Below are 17,434 nucleotides of genomic sequence, written 5' to 3'. Positions count from 1 at the left end.
ATGACGAACGCAGCTCCCCGGTCCGCCGTCGGCATCGATATCGGAGGGACCGGCATCAAAGGTGCGGTCGTCGATCTCACGACGGGTGCCCTCCTCACCGATCGGGTGAAGATCCCCACGCCGAAGGGTGGCGAGCCGAAGGACATCGTCGTGACGGTGCGTGAGGTGCTCGAGCGGCTGTCCCCGGCCTCCGACGGACTCCCGCTCGGCGTCTGCTTCCCCGCGATCGTCCGTAACGGCCGGACGATGTCCGCGGCGAACGTCTCCGACGCCTGGATCGGCCTCGAAGCCGAGCAGCTGTTCGAGCAGGGCCTCGGGCGTGAGATCACCTTCGTGAACGACGCCGACGCGGCCGGATACGCCGAGACGGAGTTCGGCGCGGCCAAGGGCGCCAGCGGCCTCACGATCCTGACGACGCTCGGCACCGGCATCGGCACGGCGCTCATCTACAACCGCACGTTGATCCCGAACGCGGAACTCGGGCACCTGGAGATCGACGGCAAGGACGCCGAGACGCGGGCGTCCTACGCGGTCAAGGAGCGCGAGGACCTGAGCTGGGAGAAGTGGGCCAAGCGCCTCCAGAAGTACTACGAGCGCCTCGAGTTCCTCTTCTCGCCCGATCAGTTCGTGGTGGGCGGCGGCGTGTCCAAGCACGCGGACCACTTCCTGCCGCTCCTGAAGCTCGACACCCCGATCATCCCCGCCGTGCACCGGAACAACGCGGGCATCCTCGGCGCAGCCGCGCTCGCCGCCGGCCCCGCCGAACGCATCGCCTGAGTGCTGCGGGGCGCTGCTGCGGTGTCGTCGCAGCAGCGCGTTGGGTGTGAACGGGTCGACCGGTACGCCGGGTTCTGTCCCACGCTCTCGCGGATGTCGCAGTACGGCTCGACGCAGTCGCGGCCGTGCTGGGGTGTGAACGGGTCGACCGGTACGCCGGGTTCTGTCCCACGCTCTCGCGGATGTCGCAGTACGGGTCGACGCAGTCGCGGCCGTGCTGGGGTGTGAACGGGTCGACCGGTACGCCGGGTTCTGTCCCACGCTCTCGCGTTTGGACGGCCATCTCTCTCGGGACGACGTTGCCGCCGCCCTCTAGCGGTCTACCCGGGAACTTGGCGAGCAGCCTCAGCGTTCCCTGTTGACCTTGCTCCGGACGAGGTTTACCGAGCCGACCGGGTCACCCCGGTCGCTGGTGGGCTCTTACCCCACCGTTTCACCCTGACCGTGGTCGCCCACGGCGGTCTGTTCTCTGTGGCACTGTCTCGCGGGTCACCCCGGGTGGGTGTTACCCACCGCCCTGCTCTGTGGAGCCCGGACGTTCCTCGGCACCGACACCCGGAGGTCTCGGTGACGCGACCGTCTAGCCGGCCCGTTCACGGAGACGAGTCTACCGGCCCGTGACGGCGGCCGTGGACCGCCGGTGTCGTGCAGCCCGCGTCCGGCTCAGATGAGGCCGGACTCGTCCGTCCGGACGACGATCGCGGCGCACTCGGGGCACTGCACGACCTCTTCGGATGGTGCGGCGCGGACGGCCTGGAGGTCGTTGCCGGTGAGCGACATCTTGCATGCGCCGCAGGTGCCGGCGCGGAACAATGCTGCACCGATACCGCCGCGGGCGCGGCGCTGGTCGTAGAGCGCCAGCAGGTCGGCGGGGATGCCGGGTGCGAGTGACTCGCGGTCGGCGGTGAGTCGTGCCCGTTCGGCCTCGAGTTCGACGAGTTCGGCGTCGCGCTTGGCGACGACCTCGTCGAGGAGTTCCTGGAGTCCGGCGCGCTCGGCGTCGACCTGGGCGACGGCGTCCTCCGCGGCCTCCACCCGCTCCATGACGTTCAGCTGGATCTCCTCGAGGTTGTTCTGCCGGTTCTGCAACGAGGCGATCTCGCTCTGCAGCGCTTCGACGTCCTTGACGGAGGTCGACGACTGGAGACGGTCGGCGTCGCGCTTCATGCGGGCCGCGACGACGGCGACGTCGGACTCGATGCGCCCGAGCTCGGTCTGTGCGTCGTCGCGGACGCCGACCCGCTCCAGACGACGGAGGCGGACGGTCTCGATCTCGGCCTGGAGCTGCGCGATGCGCGCGGCCTCGGGGAGGTTCGCCGCGCGGTGGGCGGTGCGCTGCACGCCGGTGTCGATGCTCTGCAGGGTGAGCAACGTCTTCTGGTCTGCTGGGCTGGCTTTCACGTCTGTTCCAAACTCTCGACTCATCACCCTACCGGCCGCGCCGACTACTGGGTGACGACAAAGTCCCACGGGTCGGTACGCAGCTCGCTGACCCGGACGTCGAGTCCCGGGAGCTCTCGTCGGAGCGCGTCGGCGGCCCCCTCCAGCCACAGCCACTCGCTCGCCCAGTGGGAGACGTCGACGAGCGCCGGCCCGCCGCCGAGGAGCGCCTGTTCCCGGGCCTCGGATGCCGGGTGATGGCGGAGGTCGGCTGTGATGTACACGTCGGCCGCGCGGACCGCGGGGTGGGACAGGAGCGAGTCCCCGGCTCCCCCGCAGAGCGCGATCCTCCGGACGGCCTGGTCGTAGTCGCCGGAGGCACGGACCCCGGTGGCGGTCGCCGGCAGGATCTCGGCGAGGGCACGTGCGATCGCGCCGAGCGTCGTCTCCTCCGGGAGGTCGCCGACCCGACCCAGCCCGGTCAGGCCGTCGGCGGCAGGGACGATCGGAGCCGGGTCGTGCAGGCCGAGCCGCTGCGCGAGGACGTCCGAGGTCCCGTCGACGACGACGTCGGCGTTGGTGTGTGCGGCGATGAGTCCGGCGCCGCCACGGATCAGGCGCGTGATGAGCGACCCCTTGTAGCGGTCACCCGCCACGGTCGTGACACCGCGCATCAGCAGCGGGTGATGGACCAGCAGCAGGCCGTCGGGGCGCTCGAGCACCTCGTCGACGGTCACGCCGACCGCGTCGACCGCGAGGACCACATGCCCGACCGGCTGGTCCGGGTCGCCGACGAGGAGCCCCGGGGTGTCCCAGTCCTCGGCTCCGGACAGTGGCCAGAGGCGCTCGACGACCGTGTTGACCTCACGCAGGGTTCTCATCACCCGGCAATCCTAACCAGGCCCCCTCGAGCACGCTCAGGGGCGCAGGACGAGCATGATCGCGAGGGCGATCATGACGGCCGCGATCGCGACGTCGAGGATGCGCCAGGCCACGGGCTTCGCGAAGACCCCGCGGAGCAACCGAGCGCCGTACCCCAGAGCGGTGAACCACAGGATGCTCCCGAGGACCGCGCCGGCGGCGAACCACCACCGCCCCACCTCCCCGTGCGTGTTCGCGATCGAGCCGAGGAGGAGGACGGTGTCGAGGTACACGTGGGGGTTCAGCCAGGTGAGGCCGACCACGGTGAGCACCGCCGCCCTGAGTGAGAGGCCGTTGCCACCGCGGTCGGCGGCGAGACCGGACGGGGCGAGCGCACGGCGTGCGGCCAGCAGACCGTAGCCGAGTAGGAAGGCCGCGCCGGCCCAACGGAGGACGACGAGGACCACGGGGAACCGCTCCACGACGAAGCCGATGCCGCTGACACCGGCGATGATGAGTACCGCGTCGGAGAGTGCGCACACGAGGACGACCGGCAGGACGTGCTCGCGCCGGATGCCCTGCCGGAGGACGAAGGCGTTCTGGGCGCCGATGGCCACGATGAGTGAGAGGCCGAGGCCGAGGCCCGCGATCGCGGCCTGCAGTGCAGAGGTCATGCTCCGACCGTAAGAGGCGCAGCATGATGAATCCAGTTCAATATTCTGATGAATCGTAAGATGGTCTTATGATGGATTTCCACTTCGAGCAACTGCGGGCCTTCGTCGCCGCCGTCGATCATGGCACCTTCGAGTCGGCCGCCCGAGAACTGATGGTCACGCCGTCGGCGATCAGCCAACGCATCAAGGCCCTCGAGCAGAGCGTCGGACGGGTCCTCCTGCTCCGGACCAAACCGATCACCATCACGGCGTCAGGTGAGATCGTGCTCCGCCTCGGTCGCGCGGTGCACCTGCTCGGTCACGACGCGGCGCTCGAGTTGCACGCCGACGACGCGCTCACGCCGGCCACCCCGGCGGTGATCCCGATCGTCGTGAACGCCGACTCCCTCGCCACCTGGCTGTTGCCCGTGCTGGCGGACGTCGCAGCAAGGGAGTCGATCGTCTTCGACCTCGCTCGCGAGGACCAGGACCATTCGACCGACCTCCTCCGTGCGGGCAGCGTCATGGCCGCGGTCACGTCGAACGCCGAGCCGGTCCAGGGCTGTACGGTGCGGCCTCTCGGCCGGATGCGATACCGACCGATGGCGTCACCCGCGTTCGCGGCGCGCTGGTTCGAGGACGGTGCGACCGCTCAGGCACTCACCGCAGCGCCCGTCGTCGTGTTCGACCGGAAGGACGATCTCCAGGACGCCTACCTCCGACGACGTGGTGTCGACCCCGCCGACCCGCCGCGACACCATGTTCCGGCCTCGGCGGACTTCGCGACCGCCGTCGGCCTCGGTCTCGGCTGGGGCATGCTCCCGGACGCGCAGTCCGACGCGCCGCTGCGCCGGGGCGAGCTCGTCGTGCTCGACGACACGGGCGGCGTCGACGTCCCGCTGTTCTGGCAGCAGTGGCGACTCCACTCCCGGCTGCTCGAGCTCGTCACGACGGCGGTGGTCGACGCGGCCCGATCCACGCTGCACTGAACGACTGCCGAGAGGTCCCGGAGAAGGTGCACCGGGCACGCACGACGGTGCAAGGATGGAGCAATGGATATCGCGTACACAGCAGTTGCCCATGCCACCGGAGGCGGACGAGACGGACACGTCCGCAGTGAGGACGACCTCCTCGACTTCGACACCCGTCCCCCGAAGGAACTCGGCGGCAGCGGCGAGGGCACCAACCCCGAGCAGTTGTTCGCCGCCGGCTTCGCCGCGTGCTTCCTCAGCGCCCTCCACGCCGTCGGGCGCACCGCGAAGCTCGACACGAAGGACGCCGAGGTGTCGGCGAGCGTCGGCATCGGATCGAACGGTGAGGGCGGTTTCGGCCTGGCCGTCGAGCTCGACGTCTACGTGCCGAACGTGACGCACGATGAAGCCCAGCAGCTGGCCGACCAGGCGCACCAGGTGTGCCCCTACTCGAACGCCACACGCGGCAACATCGACGTGACGGTGTCGATCGTCGACTGACGAAGCTCCCGTCCGCAAGGGCTGTCGATCGTCGTGTCCGCCGGTTACGCTGGCGGGCACGACGATCGAGAGGAAGCATCATGTCTGATTTCGGGGCTGTCGAAGGCATCCGTGACGAGGGCGCGGCAGCCATGCTGCCGGGGCTCCCGGACGCCGTGGTCGAGGACGAGGCGCTGGATGACGACGCGCCCGCCGAGGACGCAGCAGACGAATCCGGTACGGGTCTCGCCGGCTCAGGGACCTGACGCGGGGATCGCGCTCAGCGCAACATCGACGCGGCGATGACGCCGACGATGCCGAGTTGCAGCGCGAGCACGATGCCGATCGTGATGAAGAGCGTGCTCCAGAGGACGATGTTCCCCAGGAGGACGCCCACGAAGGCCCCGAACCGTCCGCGGGGTCGAGCCGTCGACCGCGCCACCTGAAGCCGCTCGGTCTGCGCGACCCGGGGCGTGGACAGGGTGAAGAGATTCGGGCTGGTGTCCAGGTGCGTGGTCATGCCACCAGTGTCCGTCGACACCCGGGGGCGGCGCATCGGACGCCGGGGCGATCATCGCCCCCGTGGCGTCATCCTCTGAGCTGATCCTCCTCCGCCCGTGGGACGGTCGACCGTCCGCCGAACGGCGTGCCGGTCACACCCGTGTGAGCCGGATCCCCCAGGACAGCGACCACCGCTCGTCGGGGTCCAACCACCGGAGTCCGGTCCCGCTGTTCAGCGCATCGGCGGGAACCGTCATGGGCTCGATGGCGATGGCCTGCGTCGGTCCGTCTGCCGCCGGAAAGTTCTTCGGCGTGTAGACCTGGACGAATCGGAAGTCGTCGTCCGCCCAGAGTTCGACGGTGTCGCCGTCCGGTGAGGTGAGCCGGTGTCGGACGGCACCGTCGACCTGCCGGACCGAGCCCAGGCCGACGTCGATCGAGAGGTCCCCCACTCGAGCACCCGAGCGCAGGTCGTACGGGGTCCCGTCGACGGGATGTGAGGCGACCGGGATGCGCTGCTCGTCCGTCTCGAACCAGGTGTCGGCGGCCACCGTCACGGTGAGGTCGGAGGTCGGCACGTCGCCGAGCGCCAGGTAGGGGTGAGCGCCGACGGCGACCGGCGCGGGGCGAGTCGACCGGTTCACGATGGTGTGGGTCACCCGCAGGCCGTCATCGTCCAACGTGTAGGCGACCGAGGTGTCCAGGCGGAACGGGTAGCCGTGCTGCGGGAACACCGAGGCGAGCAGGGTCACCGCGTGATCGGTGTGATCCCCCGCCCGGTATCCCGTGTTGCGCAGGAGACCATGGGAGGCGTTCCCGGTCGCCGCCTCGGTGACGTCGAGCTGCTGCGGTTCACCGTCGAGCGTCCACCGGGCATCCCGGACGCGGTTGGGCCACGGCACGAGCACCATCCCGCACCCCATCGGGGCGACGACGTCCTCACCGAAGGACTGCACGAGGGTGCGTCCGCCGACCGTCAGTTCGCGCAGTCCGGCGGCGAGTTCGGTGACCGTCGCTCGGACCTCGCCCTGCGGACCGGCGCGGTGGAGACGGTACTGGGTTCCAGAGGCAGCGGGCATGCCGCCAAGCCTACGACGGACGTCCGCCAGGCGGGGTGGAGCCGCGTGAGGCCGTCCACCGGTGGACGGCCTCGGCGATCCGGATCAGCCCGAGTTCGAGCTCGGCGAAGCCGGAGCTCAGGGGTGCGACCCCGACGCGGAGACCGTCCGGGTGCCGGAAGTCGGGGATCACGCCCTGATCCCAGAGCAGCGGGGTGATCTCGCGGAACGACGGGTGACCGAGCGTCACATGGCCACCGCGACGCGCCGGGTCACGAGGGGTCATCACCCTGACGCCGGAGCCTGCGAGGTGCTCGTCGGCCCAGGAGATCGCGAACGCGGTGAGCGCCACGGACTTCGCCCGGATAGCGGCGACCCCGGCGGACTCGATGAGGGTCAGCGAGTCCTCGAGCGGCAGCATGCCCACGATCGGTGGTGTCCCGCTGAGGAACCGGCGCATCCCGACGGCCGGCTGATAGGCCTCGGCCATGGCGAAGACGTCGGCGCAGCCCATCCACCCCTGGATGGGCTGGAGGAGCCGGTCCTGATGGCGCGCCGCGACGTAGGCGAACGCAGGGGCACCGGGCCCGCCGCCGAGGTACTTGTAGGAGCAGCCCACCGCGAGGTCCACGCCCCACTCGTCGAGCTCGATCGGGACCGCACCGGCGGAGTGGCACAGGTCCCAGAGGACGAGTGCTCCCGCCTGATGGGCGATCGCGGTCAGCTCCTCGACGTCGAGCAGGGCTCCGGACCGGTAGTCGACCTGGCTGAGCACGACGAGTGCGGTCTGCTCGTGGACCACCTCGCGCAGCTGGTGCGCGGCGACACCGTGGACCGGGTCGGCGTCGATCCAACGGACGCGCAGACCGCGTTCAGCGGCGATCCCCTCGATCACGAAGCGGTCCGTCGGGAAGTTCCCCGCATCGATCACGAGCTCGTCGCGCCCAGCGGCCCCTCCGGCGGAACTCGTCGCGTCGACCGCCGCGCGGATCAGCTTGTACAGCAGCACGGTCGTCGAATCGGCGACGACCGTCTGGCCGGGTGCTGCACCGAGCACGACCGATCCCAGGCGGTCGCCGAGCGTCAGCGGCAGCTCGAACCAGCGGTCGTCCCACGACCGGATGAGCCGCGTCCCCCACTCCCCCGCGATGAACGACTGCAGCCGCTCCGCCGTGGCCCGCAAGGGCCGCCCCAGGGAGTTCCCGTCGAGGTAGGCGACGACGCCCTCGGCCGGGACGAACGCCGCGCGGTGTTCCGCGAGCGGGTCGGCCTCGTCGAGGACCTGTGCGTCCTGGCGGGCGGACGTGGTGGGGGCTGGGGCGTCGACCATCCTGCGACGGTAACCGCCTCCGGTGCGCGCCGCAAGGAAGCGGACGGGACCCGGCTTGCTAGCGTTGCCGCATGCCGACCCTCCTACACCTCGACTCCTCCGCCGATCTCGACACCTCCCGGTCCCGCCGGCTCTCGCAGGCCGTCGTGGACGCCTGGTCGACCGCCGACCCCACCGGCATCGTCGTCCGTCGCGACCTGCACCTGGATCCGCTCCCCCACCTCGCCGACGCGAGTCTCCACTGGGCGCCGGCCGACCGCCGCCCCGGTACGAACCCGCCCGCCGAGGCCGAGACGCTCCAGCGCGTCCTGCTCGACGAGCTGCTCGGCGCCGACATCGTCGTGATCGGCGCGCCGCTCTACAACTTCTCGATCCCATCGTCGCTCAAGGCGTGGATCGACCACATCCACGTGCCTGGTGTCACCTCCGCGGACACGGGAGCGCTCACCGGCCGGCCGGTCGTCATCGCCACCAGCCGCGGGATCGCCTACGACACGGGCAGCCCGACCGAGGGCTGGGATCACGAGGTGCCGGCGCTGCGGACGCTGTTCGGCGGAGCGCTCGGCATGGACGTCCACGTCATCACGACGAGTCTGACCCTCGCCGACCGTGACCCGGCGCTCGCAGCGCAGCTCGAACTGAGCGAGCAGGAGTTCGCCGAGGCCCTCCGGCTGGCGTCCGAGACGGGACTGCGGCTGGCCGTCTCGACGGCCTGAACGCCGAGACGGCTGGCGGACTGCGGATCCGACCCGTCTGATCCGGGCAGTGCTCCGAACTCCTGTCGAGCCACGATCAGGGAGAAGCACATGCCATCGAAGCACCAGACCGGCACCACACGGAGCGGACGACGCCTCGTCTGGTTCGCAGCAGCACTGTCCGGCATCGTCGCAGCAGCGGTGTTCCTCGCGATCGCCGAGCTGGCGGCGCTGTTGTTCGCCCGAGGCAGCAGTCCTCTCCTCACCGTCGGATCGTTCGTCATCGACATCGTCCCGCGGTGGGCGAAGGAGTTCGCTATCGAGACCTTCGGTGGCAACGACAAGGTCTTCCTCCTCGTGAGCCTCGGGGTCGCCGTCGTTATCGCCGCGGCGATCGCCGGGGTCCTGCAGCAGATCCGTCCACCGCTCGGTGTCGTGGTCCTCATCGCGGCCGGCGTCTTCGCCGGTGCGACGACCGTCACCCGTGCCGGTGCCACCCCGCTCGCCGTCGTCCCCGTGATCCTCGGTCTGGCGGCCGGTGTCGTGATCCTCGTCCTCCTGAGTCGTCGCCTGCCGAAGCGGGCCGCGAACGGCTCGGACGACGAGCGCGCGGCGTTCGACCGCCGAGGCTTCTTCCGCGTGGCCGGCATCGCGGCGGCCGGTGCCGTCGTCGTCGGCGTGGGCGCACGCCTCGTGAACGTCACCACCTCGTCGATCACTGCCGTCCGCGACGCCCTCAAGCTCCCGGCGCCGAAGTCGACCGTCACGATCCCCGACGGAGCCGAGGCGGACGTCGACGGCCTCAGCCCGCTCTTCACGCCGAACGACAAGTTCTACCGCGTCGACACCGCGCTGACCGTGCCGACGGTCGACCCGGCCACCTGGACGCTCACGATCGACGGCATGGTCGGCGAGCAGGTGCAGATCACCTTCGAGGAGCTCCTCGCCATGGGTCTCGACGAATACGTCATCACGATGACCTGCGTCTCGAACGAGGTGGGCGGCAACCTCCTGGGCAACGCGAAATGGCTCGGTATCCCGGTGCGCGACGTCCTCAAGCGGGCGATGCCCGACTCGAAGGCCGACATGGTCCTGTCCACGAGCGTCGACGGCTTCACGGCGAGCACGCCGATCGAGTCGCTCACCGACCCGAACCTCGACGCGATCCTCGCCGTGGCGATGAACGGCGAGCCCCTGCCGCTCGAGCACGGCTTCCCCGTTCGCATGGTCGTCCCGGGCCTCTACGGCTACGTGTCGGCGACCAAGTGGCTGACGAAGCTGACGGTCACGACCTTCGACAAGGACGAGGCCTACTGGACCCCGCGCGGCTACGACGCGAAGGCGCCGATCAAACTCTCCTCGCGGATCGCCACGCCCCGGATCGACAAGCAGCTGCCGGCCGGACCGGCGAAGATCGCGGGTGTCGCCTGGGCGCAGACGGTCGGGATCGCCAAGGTCGAGGTCAGCATCGACAACGGCGACTGGCAGAGCGTCAACCTCACGACCGCCATCAACGACGACACCTGGGTGCAGTGGTGGATGGACTGGGAGGCGACCGCCGGTACGCACTACGTCGCCGTCCGTGCGACCGACAAGGCCGGGAACCTCCAGATCGAGGAGCAGGCGCCGATCGCTCCCAACGGATCCTCCGGCTGGCAGCGGACGCTCGTCCGCGTCGGCTGACGATCCGCGGCTGACCGGTGCCGGTCAGCCGCGGGTGTCGACCGGCTGCAACTGGGCGATCTTCGGTTCGCGGCCGTCACCGGAGGAACGTCCGGTCAGGCGGCGCCCGATCCAGGGCAGCACGTGCTCGCGGTAGTAGGCCGCGGTGCGACGTTGACGCGGACCGGGCGGCGCCGCAGCGACGTCGTCGATCCCCCACTCGTCCGGGACCGGCACGTCGAGCGCCGTCAGCACGTTGCTCGCCACCCGGGCATGGCCGAGGGCGTTGAGATGCAGGCGGTCCACGGACCAGTACCGGAGGTCGGCGAGCGTCCGATCGGCCCAGTTGTCGACAAAGGTGACCCCCTCGCGCGGGTACCGCACCCGCACGGTCTGAGCCAGCTGCTCGCCGCGGCGGGCGAGGAGCGAACCCATCGGGATGTGAGCGGAAGGGTTCGCCCCGCTCAACAGCAGCACGTGGGCTCCCCCGGCACGCAGACGATCGACCGCACCGTCCAAGCGGTCGGCGACGCCGTCGATCGACACCCGCGGGCGCATGATGTCGTTGCCGCCGCCGTTGAAGCTGACGAGGTCCGGACCCATCGCGATCGCTCGGTCGAGTTGTTCGTCGAGGATCGGCAGGAGCTTCCGCCCGCGGATGGCGAGGTTCGCGTAGCTGACGGTCTCCGTGGACGCCCGGGCGAGGCCGAGGGCCACGAAGTCGGCCCACCCCCGAAGGGTGCCGTCCTCCCGGAGATCCCCGTAGCCCTCACTGAAGCTGTCGCCGATGGCCACGTACCGTCTGAACCCGTGCTGCGTCATACCTGCACTGTACGCGCGACCGGAAGCCGTCTCCGACCGGTCCGCTCAGGCCGGACGGGACTCCCCGTCCGCGGCCGGTCGCCAGCCGAGGGCGGGCCCGAGTGCGCCGGCGATGTCGGTGAGCAGCTGCGTGTAGTCGTCCGGTTCGAGCGTGAACGGGAGGGCGAAGGCGACCTCGTCGACCTCCTGGAACCCGGCGTGCTCGTGCAGCCGCTCCGCGATCTCCGCACTGCTGCCGACGAGGTCCTCCGCGAAGAGCATCCGCCGCGGCCCATGGGCGACGCCGACACGGTGCCGTCTCGACTCGACGTACTCGTGGTACCGGGCGCATTGGGACGCGGTCGCGGAGTCCGTCGGGATGACCACGAGCCCCTGTGACACGCGGGCCCGCTCACCCGCCGGGTGGAGTTCTCGGAACCGACGCACCTGGGCTGCCTGGTTCGCCGCGAAGTCCGTCGTGCCGTCCTCGGCGGCGATGACGCTGCTCGTGAGCAGGTTGAAGGAGTGCTCGCCGGCCCAACCGGCCGACCGCAGGCTGCCGGCTCCATACCAGAGCCGCTCCGCCAGACCGGCGGCATGCGGCTCGACCCGAGAGGAGTAGTCCTCCTGGCCCTCACGACCGGCGCTGTCACTGACGACGTCACCGCGGATGAAGGAGCGGAGGCGGAGGACGCGGTCGTAGCCGAGGTCCTCCTGGTCGAGCGTCGACGGATACATCGCGTACTTGAACGCGTCGAACCGCATCGGCTCCCCGGTGCTGAAGCCGGGAAGCAGTCTGCCTCCCGAGAGGACGTCGACCGTGCCCAGATCCTCCGCGAGCCGGAAGGGGTTCTCCGCGCCGAGCGGTGTGACCGCGGTGCCGAGTGCGATGCGCTTCGTGCGCTGCGTCGCGGCGGCGAGGACGGCGACCGGTGAGGAGATGCCGAACTGCAGGTGCCGGTGCCGCAGCCAGGCACTGTCGAACCCCAGGCGTTCACCGAGTTCGATGAGCTGCAGGGTCGCCTCGTGCCCGGCCGCCGGCTCCTCGGGGTCGAACAGGCCCATCGTGAGGAAGCCGAGTCTGCGGAGCGGTGCTGAGGATCGGGCCATGCATCGACTCTACGACGCCGCCGGAGCCGGACGTGCCCGCGCCGCGGGTGTCAGCTCGGCGACCCGGCCAGCACGGTGAACATGGCGCCGAGGCTTCCGAGGATGAACAGCATCGTTCCGAGCTGCATGGTCAGCGACTTGTTCCGCGACGCCGTCGGGACGTCCACCTCGAGGATCGGACACCCGGACCAGCCCAGCAGGCCGATGCTCAGACCCACGATGACCGAGCAGCACCACCACACCACGCGGAGTCCCTCGGCGAGGACGGCCGGCCGCCAGCCAGAGCTGAGGAGGAGCCCGAGGACGATCGCGGTGCTCCCGACCGCGACGCCGAACCAGACGGTTCCGGTGCGCATGATGCGCTGGACGTTGTTCTCAGGTGACATGAGGTCCTGTGACACGTGGTGCGGCTTTCTCGAGGTTCCGATTCCTGATGCGGGCCGCGGCCGGCGATCATGGTCGCTCGCAGCCCCGAACAGGAGCATAGACCCGCTCAGGACGCCCGACTCCCGTTCGACGGGGGCTTGCGCCGACGGGGGTCGCGACACAGACGAGGCCGGTCGAGGATCCGTGACGGATCACGCAGACGGTGCCCGGGCCGCCCACCGTGCCAGCGCTGCGAGCAGGGCACGGTGCTCCGCTGAGGCGTAGGAACGCTCGTCGTGTCCGAGTGCGTCGACGGCGACGCGGGAGGTCCCCACCTCGCGGACCCACACCGCGGGAAACCGCTCGCCGTCGACGTCGTGCTCGGCGACGGTGGTGCTCCGACCGACCGGTTGCAGCCGCAGGTACTGTTCGTCGTCCACCGGGATGTCGCCGAGCGGTCCGCCTGCTGGGGACGCCAGGCCGCGGACGACGGTCGGGCCCATCGGCGGATGCCAGGACACACCCGGCAGCCAGAGCGCCCCGATCGTCGGCGCCCAGTCCGGGTAGTCGCGGAGCGAGGCGAGCGCCGCGTGCATCGCGAGCACACCGACACCTCGACCGAGCGCCTCCGCGAAGCCGTCGATCGCGGCGGCAGGCGTTCGGCCCTGGTCCTCGGACCGCCACGGGTCGCCGGCGTTGACCACCAGGACCTCCACGCCCTCGAGTCTCGTCATCGCACGATCGACGTCCTCGTCGATCTCGACCGCGAAGCCGGCCGTCTCCAGGACCTCCGCGATGAGCGGGCTCGTGCGCGCGTACGGGTGCCACGGATCCGCATACCGACCACTCCCCGATGCGATGAGTGCTTTCACGGTTCCCCCTCGTCCGATCCGTCGGCGCCGGTCACCGTGTCCGCGGCCGACGCCTCTCCAGGGTACGGGGCCTCCCCCGACGGCTGCGTCGCCGGCCGATTGTGTCCGCGCATGTCGTCGTCACCTGCGCCCGCCCCGGTGCCGACCGTAGAGTGCCTGTCACCGACGCCGGGGCGTCGACGACGGCCGAACTGACGGAGAGGACGAGGCGATGCACGAGCGGGACCGAGGGGGCTTCAGCACCCGACAGCTGCACGCCGGTGGCGCACCCGATGCGCCGCTCCAACCCCGGGCGCTGCCGATCTACGCGAGTGCCGGGTTCGTGTTCACGGACTTCGACGAGGCGGAGCGGCGGTTCGGTCCGGACCCTGGTGGATACAGCTACAGCCGGGTCGGCAATCCGACGATCGACGCCGTCGAGCGCCGCCTCGCGGCACTGGAGGGTGGTGTGGACGCGCTGCTCCTCGGCTCCGGCCAGGCGGCTGTCGGCGTCGCCCTGCTCTCCCTGCTCGAGGCCGGCGACCACCTGCTCACCGCGTCGAGTCTGTACGAGGGCTCGCGCAGCCTCTTCACGGAGAACTTCGGTCGGCTGGGGATCACCACGAGCGAGGTCGCCGATCCGCTCGACACCGACGCCTGGGCGCGTGCCATCCGACCCGAGACACGCGCGATCTTCGTCGAGTCCATTCCGAACCCCCGCAACGACCTCACGGACCTCCGTCTCGTCGCCGACCTGGCCCATGCGCACGGGGTCCCGCTCGTCGTCGACAACACCTTCGCCACGCCCTACCTCCTGCGTCCCATCGAGCACGGCGCCGACATAGTCGTCCACTCGGCCAGCAAGTTCCTGGCGGGCCACGGCACCGTGCTGGGCGGGGTCGTCGTCGACGGCGGCACGTTCGACTGGACCGCTCGCGCAGACCGCTACCGACACCTCACCTCGCCGCTCGCCGCACTCGGCGGGCTCAGCCACGTCGAGGCGGGCGGGCGTGCAGCGCTGGCCGCCTACGCACGGGCATCGATCGCACTGCGTCTCGGCCCGACGCCCTCGCCGTTCAACGCGTTCCTCATCGCACAGGGCATCGAGACGCTGTCACTCCGCGTCCAACGGCAGAGCGAGAACGCCCTCGCCCTCGCGACGTGGCTGGCGGGACGGACGGAAGTGGCCTCGGTCGACTACTCGGGACTCAGCGACAGTCCGTTCCGAGGCCTGGCGGACCGGTATCTGCCGGATGGACAGGGATCGGTGTTCTCGTTCACCCTGCACGGCGGACGGGACGCAGCGCGGATGGTCATCGACCACGTCGGCCTGTTCACGCGGATGACGAACCTCGGCGACGTCCGGTCACTGATCCTCCACCCGGCCTCGACCACGCACGCCCAGCGTTCGGCCGAGCAGCTCGCGGCGAGCGGCATCGGCCAAGGACTCGTGCGGATCTCCGTCGGCATCGAAGACGTCGCCGACCTCATCGCTGACCTCGCCTCGGCGTTCGACGCGCTCCCCGTCCGGGAACCGTCGACGGGCACCGGCGCGAGCGTCACGGCGGATGTGGCGGTCGCCGCATGAGCGCCCGGCAACGCTTCGGCTGGTTCCTGTCACGTGGGTTCGGTCCGCATGGTTGGGGGCATCCGTACCTCGACTGGGACTACCGCTGGCAGGAACCCGCCCTCTACCAGCAGGCCGCGCGCGAGCTCGAGCAGGCGGGCCTGGACCTCCTGATCATCGAGGACGCCCTCTCGCTGGGGAACCCTGAGACGCTCGACCTCCGCATCCGCGGCGCCTACGGCGGGCCGAAGCACGACCCGCTGAGCCTCGCCCCGTTCCTCTTCGCGGTGACGGAGCGCATCGGCATCATCCCGACCGTGAACCCGTTGCAACTGCCCCCGTACCAGGCGGCACGGCAGTTCGCGACCCTGCAGCACCTCAGTCGCGGACGGTTCGGAGTGAACGTGGTCACCGACGTCGGCAGCAGCCGTCACTTCGGTGAGCCGGTCGTGCCGCACGACGTCGCCTACGAGCGGGCGGAGGAGTGGCTCGACGGCGTGCGCGCGCTCTGGCGGAGCTGGCGACCCGGCGCGTACGTGGGCGACACCGCCTCCGGACGCTTCGCCGACGGCCGCCACCTCGACCGCGTCGAGCATCGCGGCGCACACTACGACTTCGACGGGCCGCTCAACGCCCTCCCCTTCGACGATGACTCCGGTGGCGAGCCCGTCATCGTGTCGCCAGGCTCCTCGCCGCGAGGGCTCGCCTTCACCGGGCGACAGTCGGACGTCCAGCTGGCCCTCGCACCGCTCGACATCGCAAGCCTCCGTGCGTACCGGAGGCGGGTCCTCGACGCGTCGGCTGCCGTCGGTCGGGACACCCCTCCCGCGATCCTGTTCGTGTTCAAGCCCGTCATCGTGTCGAGCAGTGCCGAGGCCGACCGTCTCGTCGCCGCCTCGGAACAGCCGGACGACGAGACGCTGCGCTCCGTCGCGCTCGCGTGGTCGAGCGACCTCGAGACGGACCTCACGGCGCTCGACCTCGACCGACCGGTGGACCCGGCCGTCTTCGGCGACCACGTGTCGCGCGGCAGTCTCGACGCGTTGCGCGGACCACACGAGTCCTTCGCAGCGGCGACGCTCCGGGAGCTGCTCGTGCCCAAGGCACGCCTCGGGCGGATCACCGACGGCAGCGGTGTCGTCGGCACGGCAGCGGAGGTGGCCGACCACATCGAACGCGCCGGCAGCGAGGCGGACAACGACGGGTTCATCTTCTCGGGCGACCTCCATCCGGTGACCGTGCACCGCATGCTCGACGAACTCGTGCCGATCCTCCGACGCCGCGGGATCCTTCAGCGTCCGAAGGTCGACGCACCGCACGGACTCCGGAGCTCGTTGCAGGCCCCCTGAAGGATCGCGTCGTCAGCGGCTCGTGTTCAGGGCTGCTCGTGGTTCTGGCAGGTCCAACTCCCCGCGGGCGACGAGCGAACGGACGGACTCGAGGACCGCCTCCGTCGAGGTGTAGGCGGGCTCGTATCCGAGCAGCGACCGTGCCTTGTCGATCGACGCGCAGTGGCTCCGCACCAGGTGCTCCCAGGTGGTGTCGGCGTGCTCCGTCGGTGTCTCTGCTCGGAAGCGCTCCCAGGTCACCGACTCGAGCTCGGCCGAGCGTCCGAACCAGCCGGCGACGACGTCGGCGTAGCCGCGGACGGTCACCGCGGCGGCCGAGGTCACGTTGAGGTCCTCGCCGGCGACACGGTCCCGGTTCGCGACGGCGAGCTCGAAGGCCTGCGCGACGTCGTCGGCGTGCACGTGGTGCAGCAGCTCGGCACCGAGTCCGGGGATGCGCAGCGGTGAACCGTGTGCGAGGGTCCGCCAGACCCCGGGGTCGAGGTTGCCCAACGGGTTGATGGGCGCCCACCCGGGTCCGACGATGTGTCCGGGATGCAGGGAGGTCGTCACCAGTCCTCCGTCGGCGGTCTCCTGCTGGAGCAGCCGAGCGATCTGGTCCTTCTGGACGCCGTAGTCGCCGAACGGCGCCGTCCCGGAGCCCTCGACGATGGGGACGGACGCGCTGGGACCGTAGCGCCAGATCGATCCGCAGTGGAGCAGCTGACCCGTGTTGCCGCGCAGTCCCTCGACGAGCGCCGTCGCCGAGGCGACCGTGAAGCAGACCAGATCGATGACGACGTCCGGGCCGAGGTCCGCGATGCGTCGCGCGAAGACACCGTCCCGGTCCTCGGCCTCCCGATCGGCCCGGATCCGCTCGACCTGGTCCCACTCGGGCGCGTCCGTGTACGGCGAACGATCGCCGCGGCTCACGCTCACGACCTCGTGGCCGGCCCGGACGAGTCGCGGGACGAGGAAGGTGCCGATGTGGCCGGTCCCGCCGATGACGACGATGCGCATGGTGTTCCTCCGTTCGCGCACGA

At 70.4% G+C, this 17,434-nt stretch carries 19 protein-coding genes and 1 other RNA gene; 8 read left to right on the top strand and 12 right to left on the bottom strand.

From position 1 onward, the window contains the following. The gene (ppgK, locus tag ACLIME_RS04810) at window positions 1-777 is read left to right on the top strand and encodes a polyphosphate--glucose phosphotransferase (protein WP_411558333.1); all 777 of its coding nucleotides are present in this window, start codon (window positions 1-3) and stop codon (window positions 775-777) included. Window positions 778-1,002: 225 nt separating this feature from the next. On the opposite strand, the gene rnpB is transcribed toward ppgK, so the two are convergent. The 4 genes from rnpB to ACLIME_RS04790 all read right to left on the bottom strand — a co-directional run bounded on the left by rnpB (window position 1,003) and on the right by ACLIME_RS04790 (window position 3,692). Beyond that, an RNA gene (gene rnpB / locus ACLIME_RS04805) (RNase P RNA component class A) lies at window positions 1,003-1,369 on the bottom strand. A gap of 71 nt (window positions 1,370-1,440) precedes the next feature. Continuing rightward, window positions 1,441-2,178: a zinc ribbon domain-containing protein gene (locus ACLIME_RS04800; RefSeq protein WP_064293761.1), complete on the bottom strand. Its 738-nt coding sequence runs from the start codon at window positions 2,176-2,178 to the stop codon at window positions 1,441-1,443. A gap of 44 nt (window positions 2,179-2,222) precedes the next feature. Beyond that, the gene (locus ACLIME_RS04795; protein WP_411558332.1) at window positions 2,223-3,038 is read right to left on the bottom strand and encodes a Nif3-like dinuclear metal center hexameric protein; all 816 of its coding nucleotides are present in this window, start codon (window positions 3,036-3,038) and stop codon (window positions 2,223-2,225) included. Window positions 3,039-3,074: 36 nt separating this feature from the next. Then, entirely contained in the window at window positions 3,075-3,692 is a 618-nt protein-coding gene (locus ACLIME_RS04790) for a LysE/ArgO family amino acid transporter (protein ID WP_411558331.1), read from the bottom strand. Window positions 3,693-3,763: 71 nt separating this feature from the next. Between ACLIME_RS04790 and ACLIME_RS04785 the strand changes: the two genes are divergently transcribed. The 3 genes from ACLIME_RS04785 to ACLIME_RS04775 all read left to right on the top strand — a co-directional run bounded on the left by ACLIME_RS04785 (window position 3,764) and on the right by ACLIME_RS04775 (window position 5,388). Next, complete coding sequence (locus ACLIME_RS04785; protein ID WP_411558330.1) at window positions 3,764-4,660, top strand: LysR family transcriptional regulator ArgP; 897 nt, start codon at window positions 3,764-3,766, stop codon at window positions 4,658-4,660. A gap of 63 nt (window positions 4,661-4,723) precedes the next feature. After that, a complete protein-coding gene (locus ACLIME_RS04780) occupies window positions 4,724-5,143 on the top strand; it encodes an organic hydroperoxide resistance protein (RefSeq protein WP_064293757.1) in 420 nt (139 codons plus the stop codon). Between the two features lie 80 nt (window positions 5,144-5,223). Next, window positions 5,224-5,388 (top strand): hypothetical protein, encoded by a 165-nt coding sequence (locus tag ACLIME_RS04775; protein ID WP_165766994.1) that lies wholly within the window; start codon window positions 5,224-5,226, stop codon window positions 5,386-5,388. A gap of 14 nt (window positions 5,389-5,402) precedes the next feature. Here ACLIME_RS04775 and ACLIME_RS04770 read toward each other — a convergent pair whose 3' ends face one another. From ACLIME_RS04770 to ACLIME_RS04760, 3 genes are all read right to left on the bottom strand, one after another. Next, window positions 5,403-5,642: a hypothetical protein gene (locus ACLIME_RS04770; protein WP_124769288.1), complete on the bottom strand. Its 240-nt coding sequence runs from the start codon at window positions 5,640-5,642 to the stop codon at window positions 5,403-5,405. Window positions 5,643-5,775: 133 nt separating this feature from the next. Continuing rightward, window positions 5,776-6,702, bottom strand: a complete 927-nt coding sequence (locus ACLIME_RS04765; RefSeq protein WP_411558329.1) for an aldose 1-epimerase family protein — start codon at window positions 6,700-6,702, stop codon at window positions 5,776-5,778. Window positions 6,703-6,712: 10 nt separating this feature from the next. After that, complete coding sequence (locus ACLIME_RS04760; RefSeq protein ID WP_411558328.1) at window positions 6,713-8,011, bottom strand: kynureninase; 1,299 nt, start codon at window positions 8,009-8,011, stop codon at window positions 6,713-6,715. A gap of 71 nt (window positions 8,012-8,082) precedes the next feature. Between ACLIME_RS04760 and ACLIME_RS04755 the strand changes: the two genes are divergently transcribed. Both ACLIME_RS04755 and ACLIME_RS04750 read left to right on the top strand, forming a co-directional pair. Continuing rightward, on the top strand, window positions 8,083-8,727 hold the full coding sequence (locus ACLIME_RS04755; protein ID WP_411558327.1) for an FMN-dependent NADH-azoreductase: 645 nt from the start codon (window positions 8,083-8,085) through the stop codon (window positions 8,725-8,727). Window positions 8,728-8,817: 90 nt separating this feature from the next. Further along, window positions 8,818-10,389: a molybdopterin-dependent oxidoreductase gene (locus ACLIME_RS04750; protein ID WP_411558326.1), complete on the top strand. Its 1,572-nt coding sequence runs from the start codon at window positions 8,818-8,820 to the stop codon at window positions 10,387-10,389. 24 nt (window positions 10,390-10,413) lie between these two features. On the opposite strand, the gene ACLIME_RS04745 is transcribed toward ACLIME_RS04750, so the two are convergent. The 4 genes from ACLIME_RS04745 to ACLIME_RS04730 all read right to left on the bottom strand — a co-directional run bounded on the left by ACLIME_RS04745 (window position 10,414) and on the right by ACLIME_RS04730 (window position 13,517). Next, window positions 10,414-11,190, bottom strand: coding sequence for an SGNH/GDSL hydrolase family protein (locus tag ACLIME_RS04745; protein ID WP_411558325.1), 777 nt, complete (start codon window positions 11,188-11,190; stop codon window positions 10,414-10,416). Window positions 11,191-11,235: 45 nt separating this feature from the next. After that, window positions 11,236-12,279, bottom strand: coding sequence for an LLM class flavin-dependent oxidoreductase (locus tag ACLIME_RS04740; protein ID WP_411558324.1), 1,044 nt, complete (start codon window positions 12,277-12,279; stop codon window positions 11,236-11,238). A gap of 50 nt (window positions 12,280-12,329) precedes the next feature. Continuing rightward, window positions 12,330-12,680, bottom strand: coding sequence for a hypothetical protein (locus ACLIME_RS04735; RefSeq protein ID WP_079705855.1), 351 nt, complete (start codon window positions 12,678-12,680; stop codon window positions 12,330-12,332). A gap of 177 nt (window positions 12,681-12,857) precedes the next feature. Further along, window positions 12,858-13,517: a ThuA domain-containing protein gene (locus tag ACLIME_RS04730; protein ID WP_244175478.1), complete on the bottom strand. Its 660-nt coding sequence runs from the start codon at window positions 13,515-13,517 to the stop codon at window positions 12,858-12,860. Between the two features lie 211 nt (window positions 13,518-13,728). Here ACLIME_RS04730 and ACLIME_RS04725 point away from each other — a divergent pair, with 211 nt between their 5' ends. Both ACLIME_RS04725 and ACLIME_RS04720 read left to right on the top strand, forming a co-directional pair. Continuing rightward, a complete protein-coding gene (locus ACLIME_RS04725) occupies window positions 13,729-15,084 on the top strand; it encodes an O-acetylhomoserine aminocarboxypropyltransferase/cysteine synthase family protein (RefSeq protein ID WP_411558323.1) in 1,356 nt (451 codons plus the stop codon). After that, window positions 15,081-16,412, top strand: coding sequence for an LLM class flavin-dependent oxidoreductase (locus ACLIME_RS04720; protein WP_411558322.1), 1,332 nt, complete (start codon window positions 15,081-15,083; stop codon window positions 16,410-16,412). The genes ACLIME_RS04725 and ACLIME_RS04720 overlap by 4 nt, the downstream gene beginning before the upstream one ends. 12 nt (window positions 16,413-16,424) lie before the next feature. On the opposite strand, the gene ACLIME_RS04715 is transcribed toward ACLIME_RS04720, so the two are convergent. Beyond that, complete coding sequence (locus ACLIME_RS04715) at window positions 16,425-17,411, bottom strand: NAD-dependent epimerase/dehydratase family protein (RefSeq protein ID WP_411558321.1); 987 nt, start codon at window positions 17,409-17,411, stop codon at window positions 16,425-16,427. Window positions 17,412-17,434 lie beyond the last annotated feature (23 nt).

The organism is Plantibacter sp. MPB07 (assembly GCF_046619465.1).
Lineage (GTDB): Bacteria > Actinomycetota > Actinomycetes > Actinomycetales > Microbacteriaceae > Plantibacter > Plantibacter auratus.
The sequence above is the reverse complement of the archived record's forward strand: the minus strand, read 5'-3'. Positions and strand labels throughout refer to the sequence as shown.

Bases quoted from the DNA above. Each gene is read 5' to 3' on its own strand.
- ACLIME_RS04760 (WP_411558328.1), bottom strand. From the start codon at position 8,011: ATGGTCGACGCCCCAGCCCCCACCACGTCCGCCCGCCAGGACGCACAG.
- ACLIME_RS04790 (WP_411558331.1), bottom strand. From the start codon at position 3,692: ATGACCTCTGCACTGCAGGCCGCGATCGCGGGCCTCGGCCTCGGCCTC.
- ppgK (WP_411558333.1), top strand. From the start codon at position 1: ATGACGAACGCAGCTCCCCGGTCCGCCGTCGGCATCGATATCGGAGGG.
- ACLIME_RS04785 (WP_411558330.1), top strand. From the start codon at position 3,764: ATGGATTTCCACTTCGAGCAACTGCGGGCCTTCGTCGCCGCCGTCGAT.
- ACLIME_RS04755 (WP_411558327.1), top strand. From the start codon at position 8,083: ATGCCGACCCTCCTACACCTCGACTCCTCCGCCGATCTCGACACCTCC.
- ACLIME_RS04750 (WP_411558326.1), top strand. From the start codon at position 8,818: ATGCCATCGAAGCACCAGACCGGCACCACACGGAGCGGACGACGCCTC.
- ACLIME_RS04740 (WP_411558324.1), bottom strand. From the start codon at position 12,279: ATGGCCCGATCCTCAGCACCGCTCCGCAGACTCGGCTTCCTCACGATG.
- ACLIME_RS04725 (WP_411558323.1), top strand. From the start codon at position 13,729: ATGCACGAGCGGGACCGAGGGGGCTTCAGCACCCGACAGCTGCACGCC.
- ACLIME_RS04770 (WP_124769288.1), bottom strand. From the start codon at position 5,642: ATGACCACGCACCTGGACACCAGCCCGAATCTCTTCACCCTGTCCACG.
- ACLIME_RS04745 (WP_411558325.1), bottom strand. From the start codon at position 11,190: ATGACGCAGCACGGGTTCAGACGGTACGTGGCCATCGGCGACAGCTTC.
- ACLIME_RS04775 (WP_165766994.1), top strand. From the start codon at position 5,224: ATGTCTGATTTCGGGGCTGTCGAAGGCATCCGTGACGAGGGCGCGGCA.
- ACLIME_RS04795 (WP_411558332.1), bottom strand. From the start codon at position 3,038: ATGAGAACCCTGCGTGAGGTCAACACGGTCGTCGAGCGCCTCTGGCCA.
- ACLIME_RS04780 (WP_064293757.1), top strand. From the start codon at position 4,724: ATGGATATCGCGTACACAGCAGTTGCCCATGCCACCGGAGGCGGACGA.
- ACLIME_RS04715 (WP_411558321.1), bottom strand. From the start codon at position 17,411: ATGCGCATCGTCGTCATCGGCGGGACCGGCCACATCGGCACCTTCCTC.
- ACLIME_RS04765 (WP_411558329.1), bottom strand. From the start codon at position 6,702: ATGCCCGCTGCCTCTGGAACCCAGTACCGTCTCCACCGCGCCGGTCCG.
- ACLIME_RS04720 (WP_411558322.1), top strand. From the start codon at position 15,081: ATGAGCGCCCGGCAACGCTTCGGCTGGTTCCTGTCACGTGGGTTCGGT.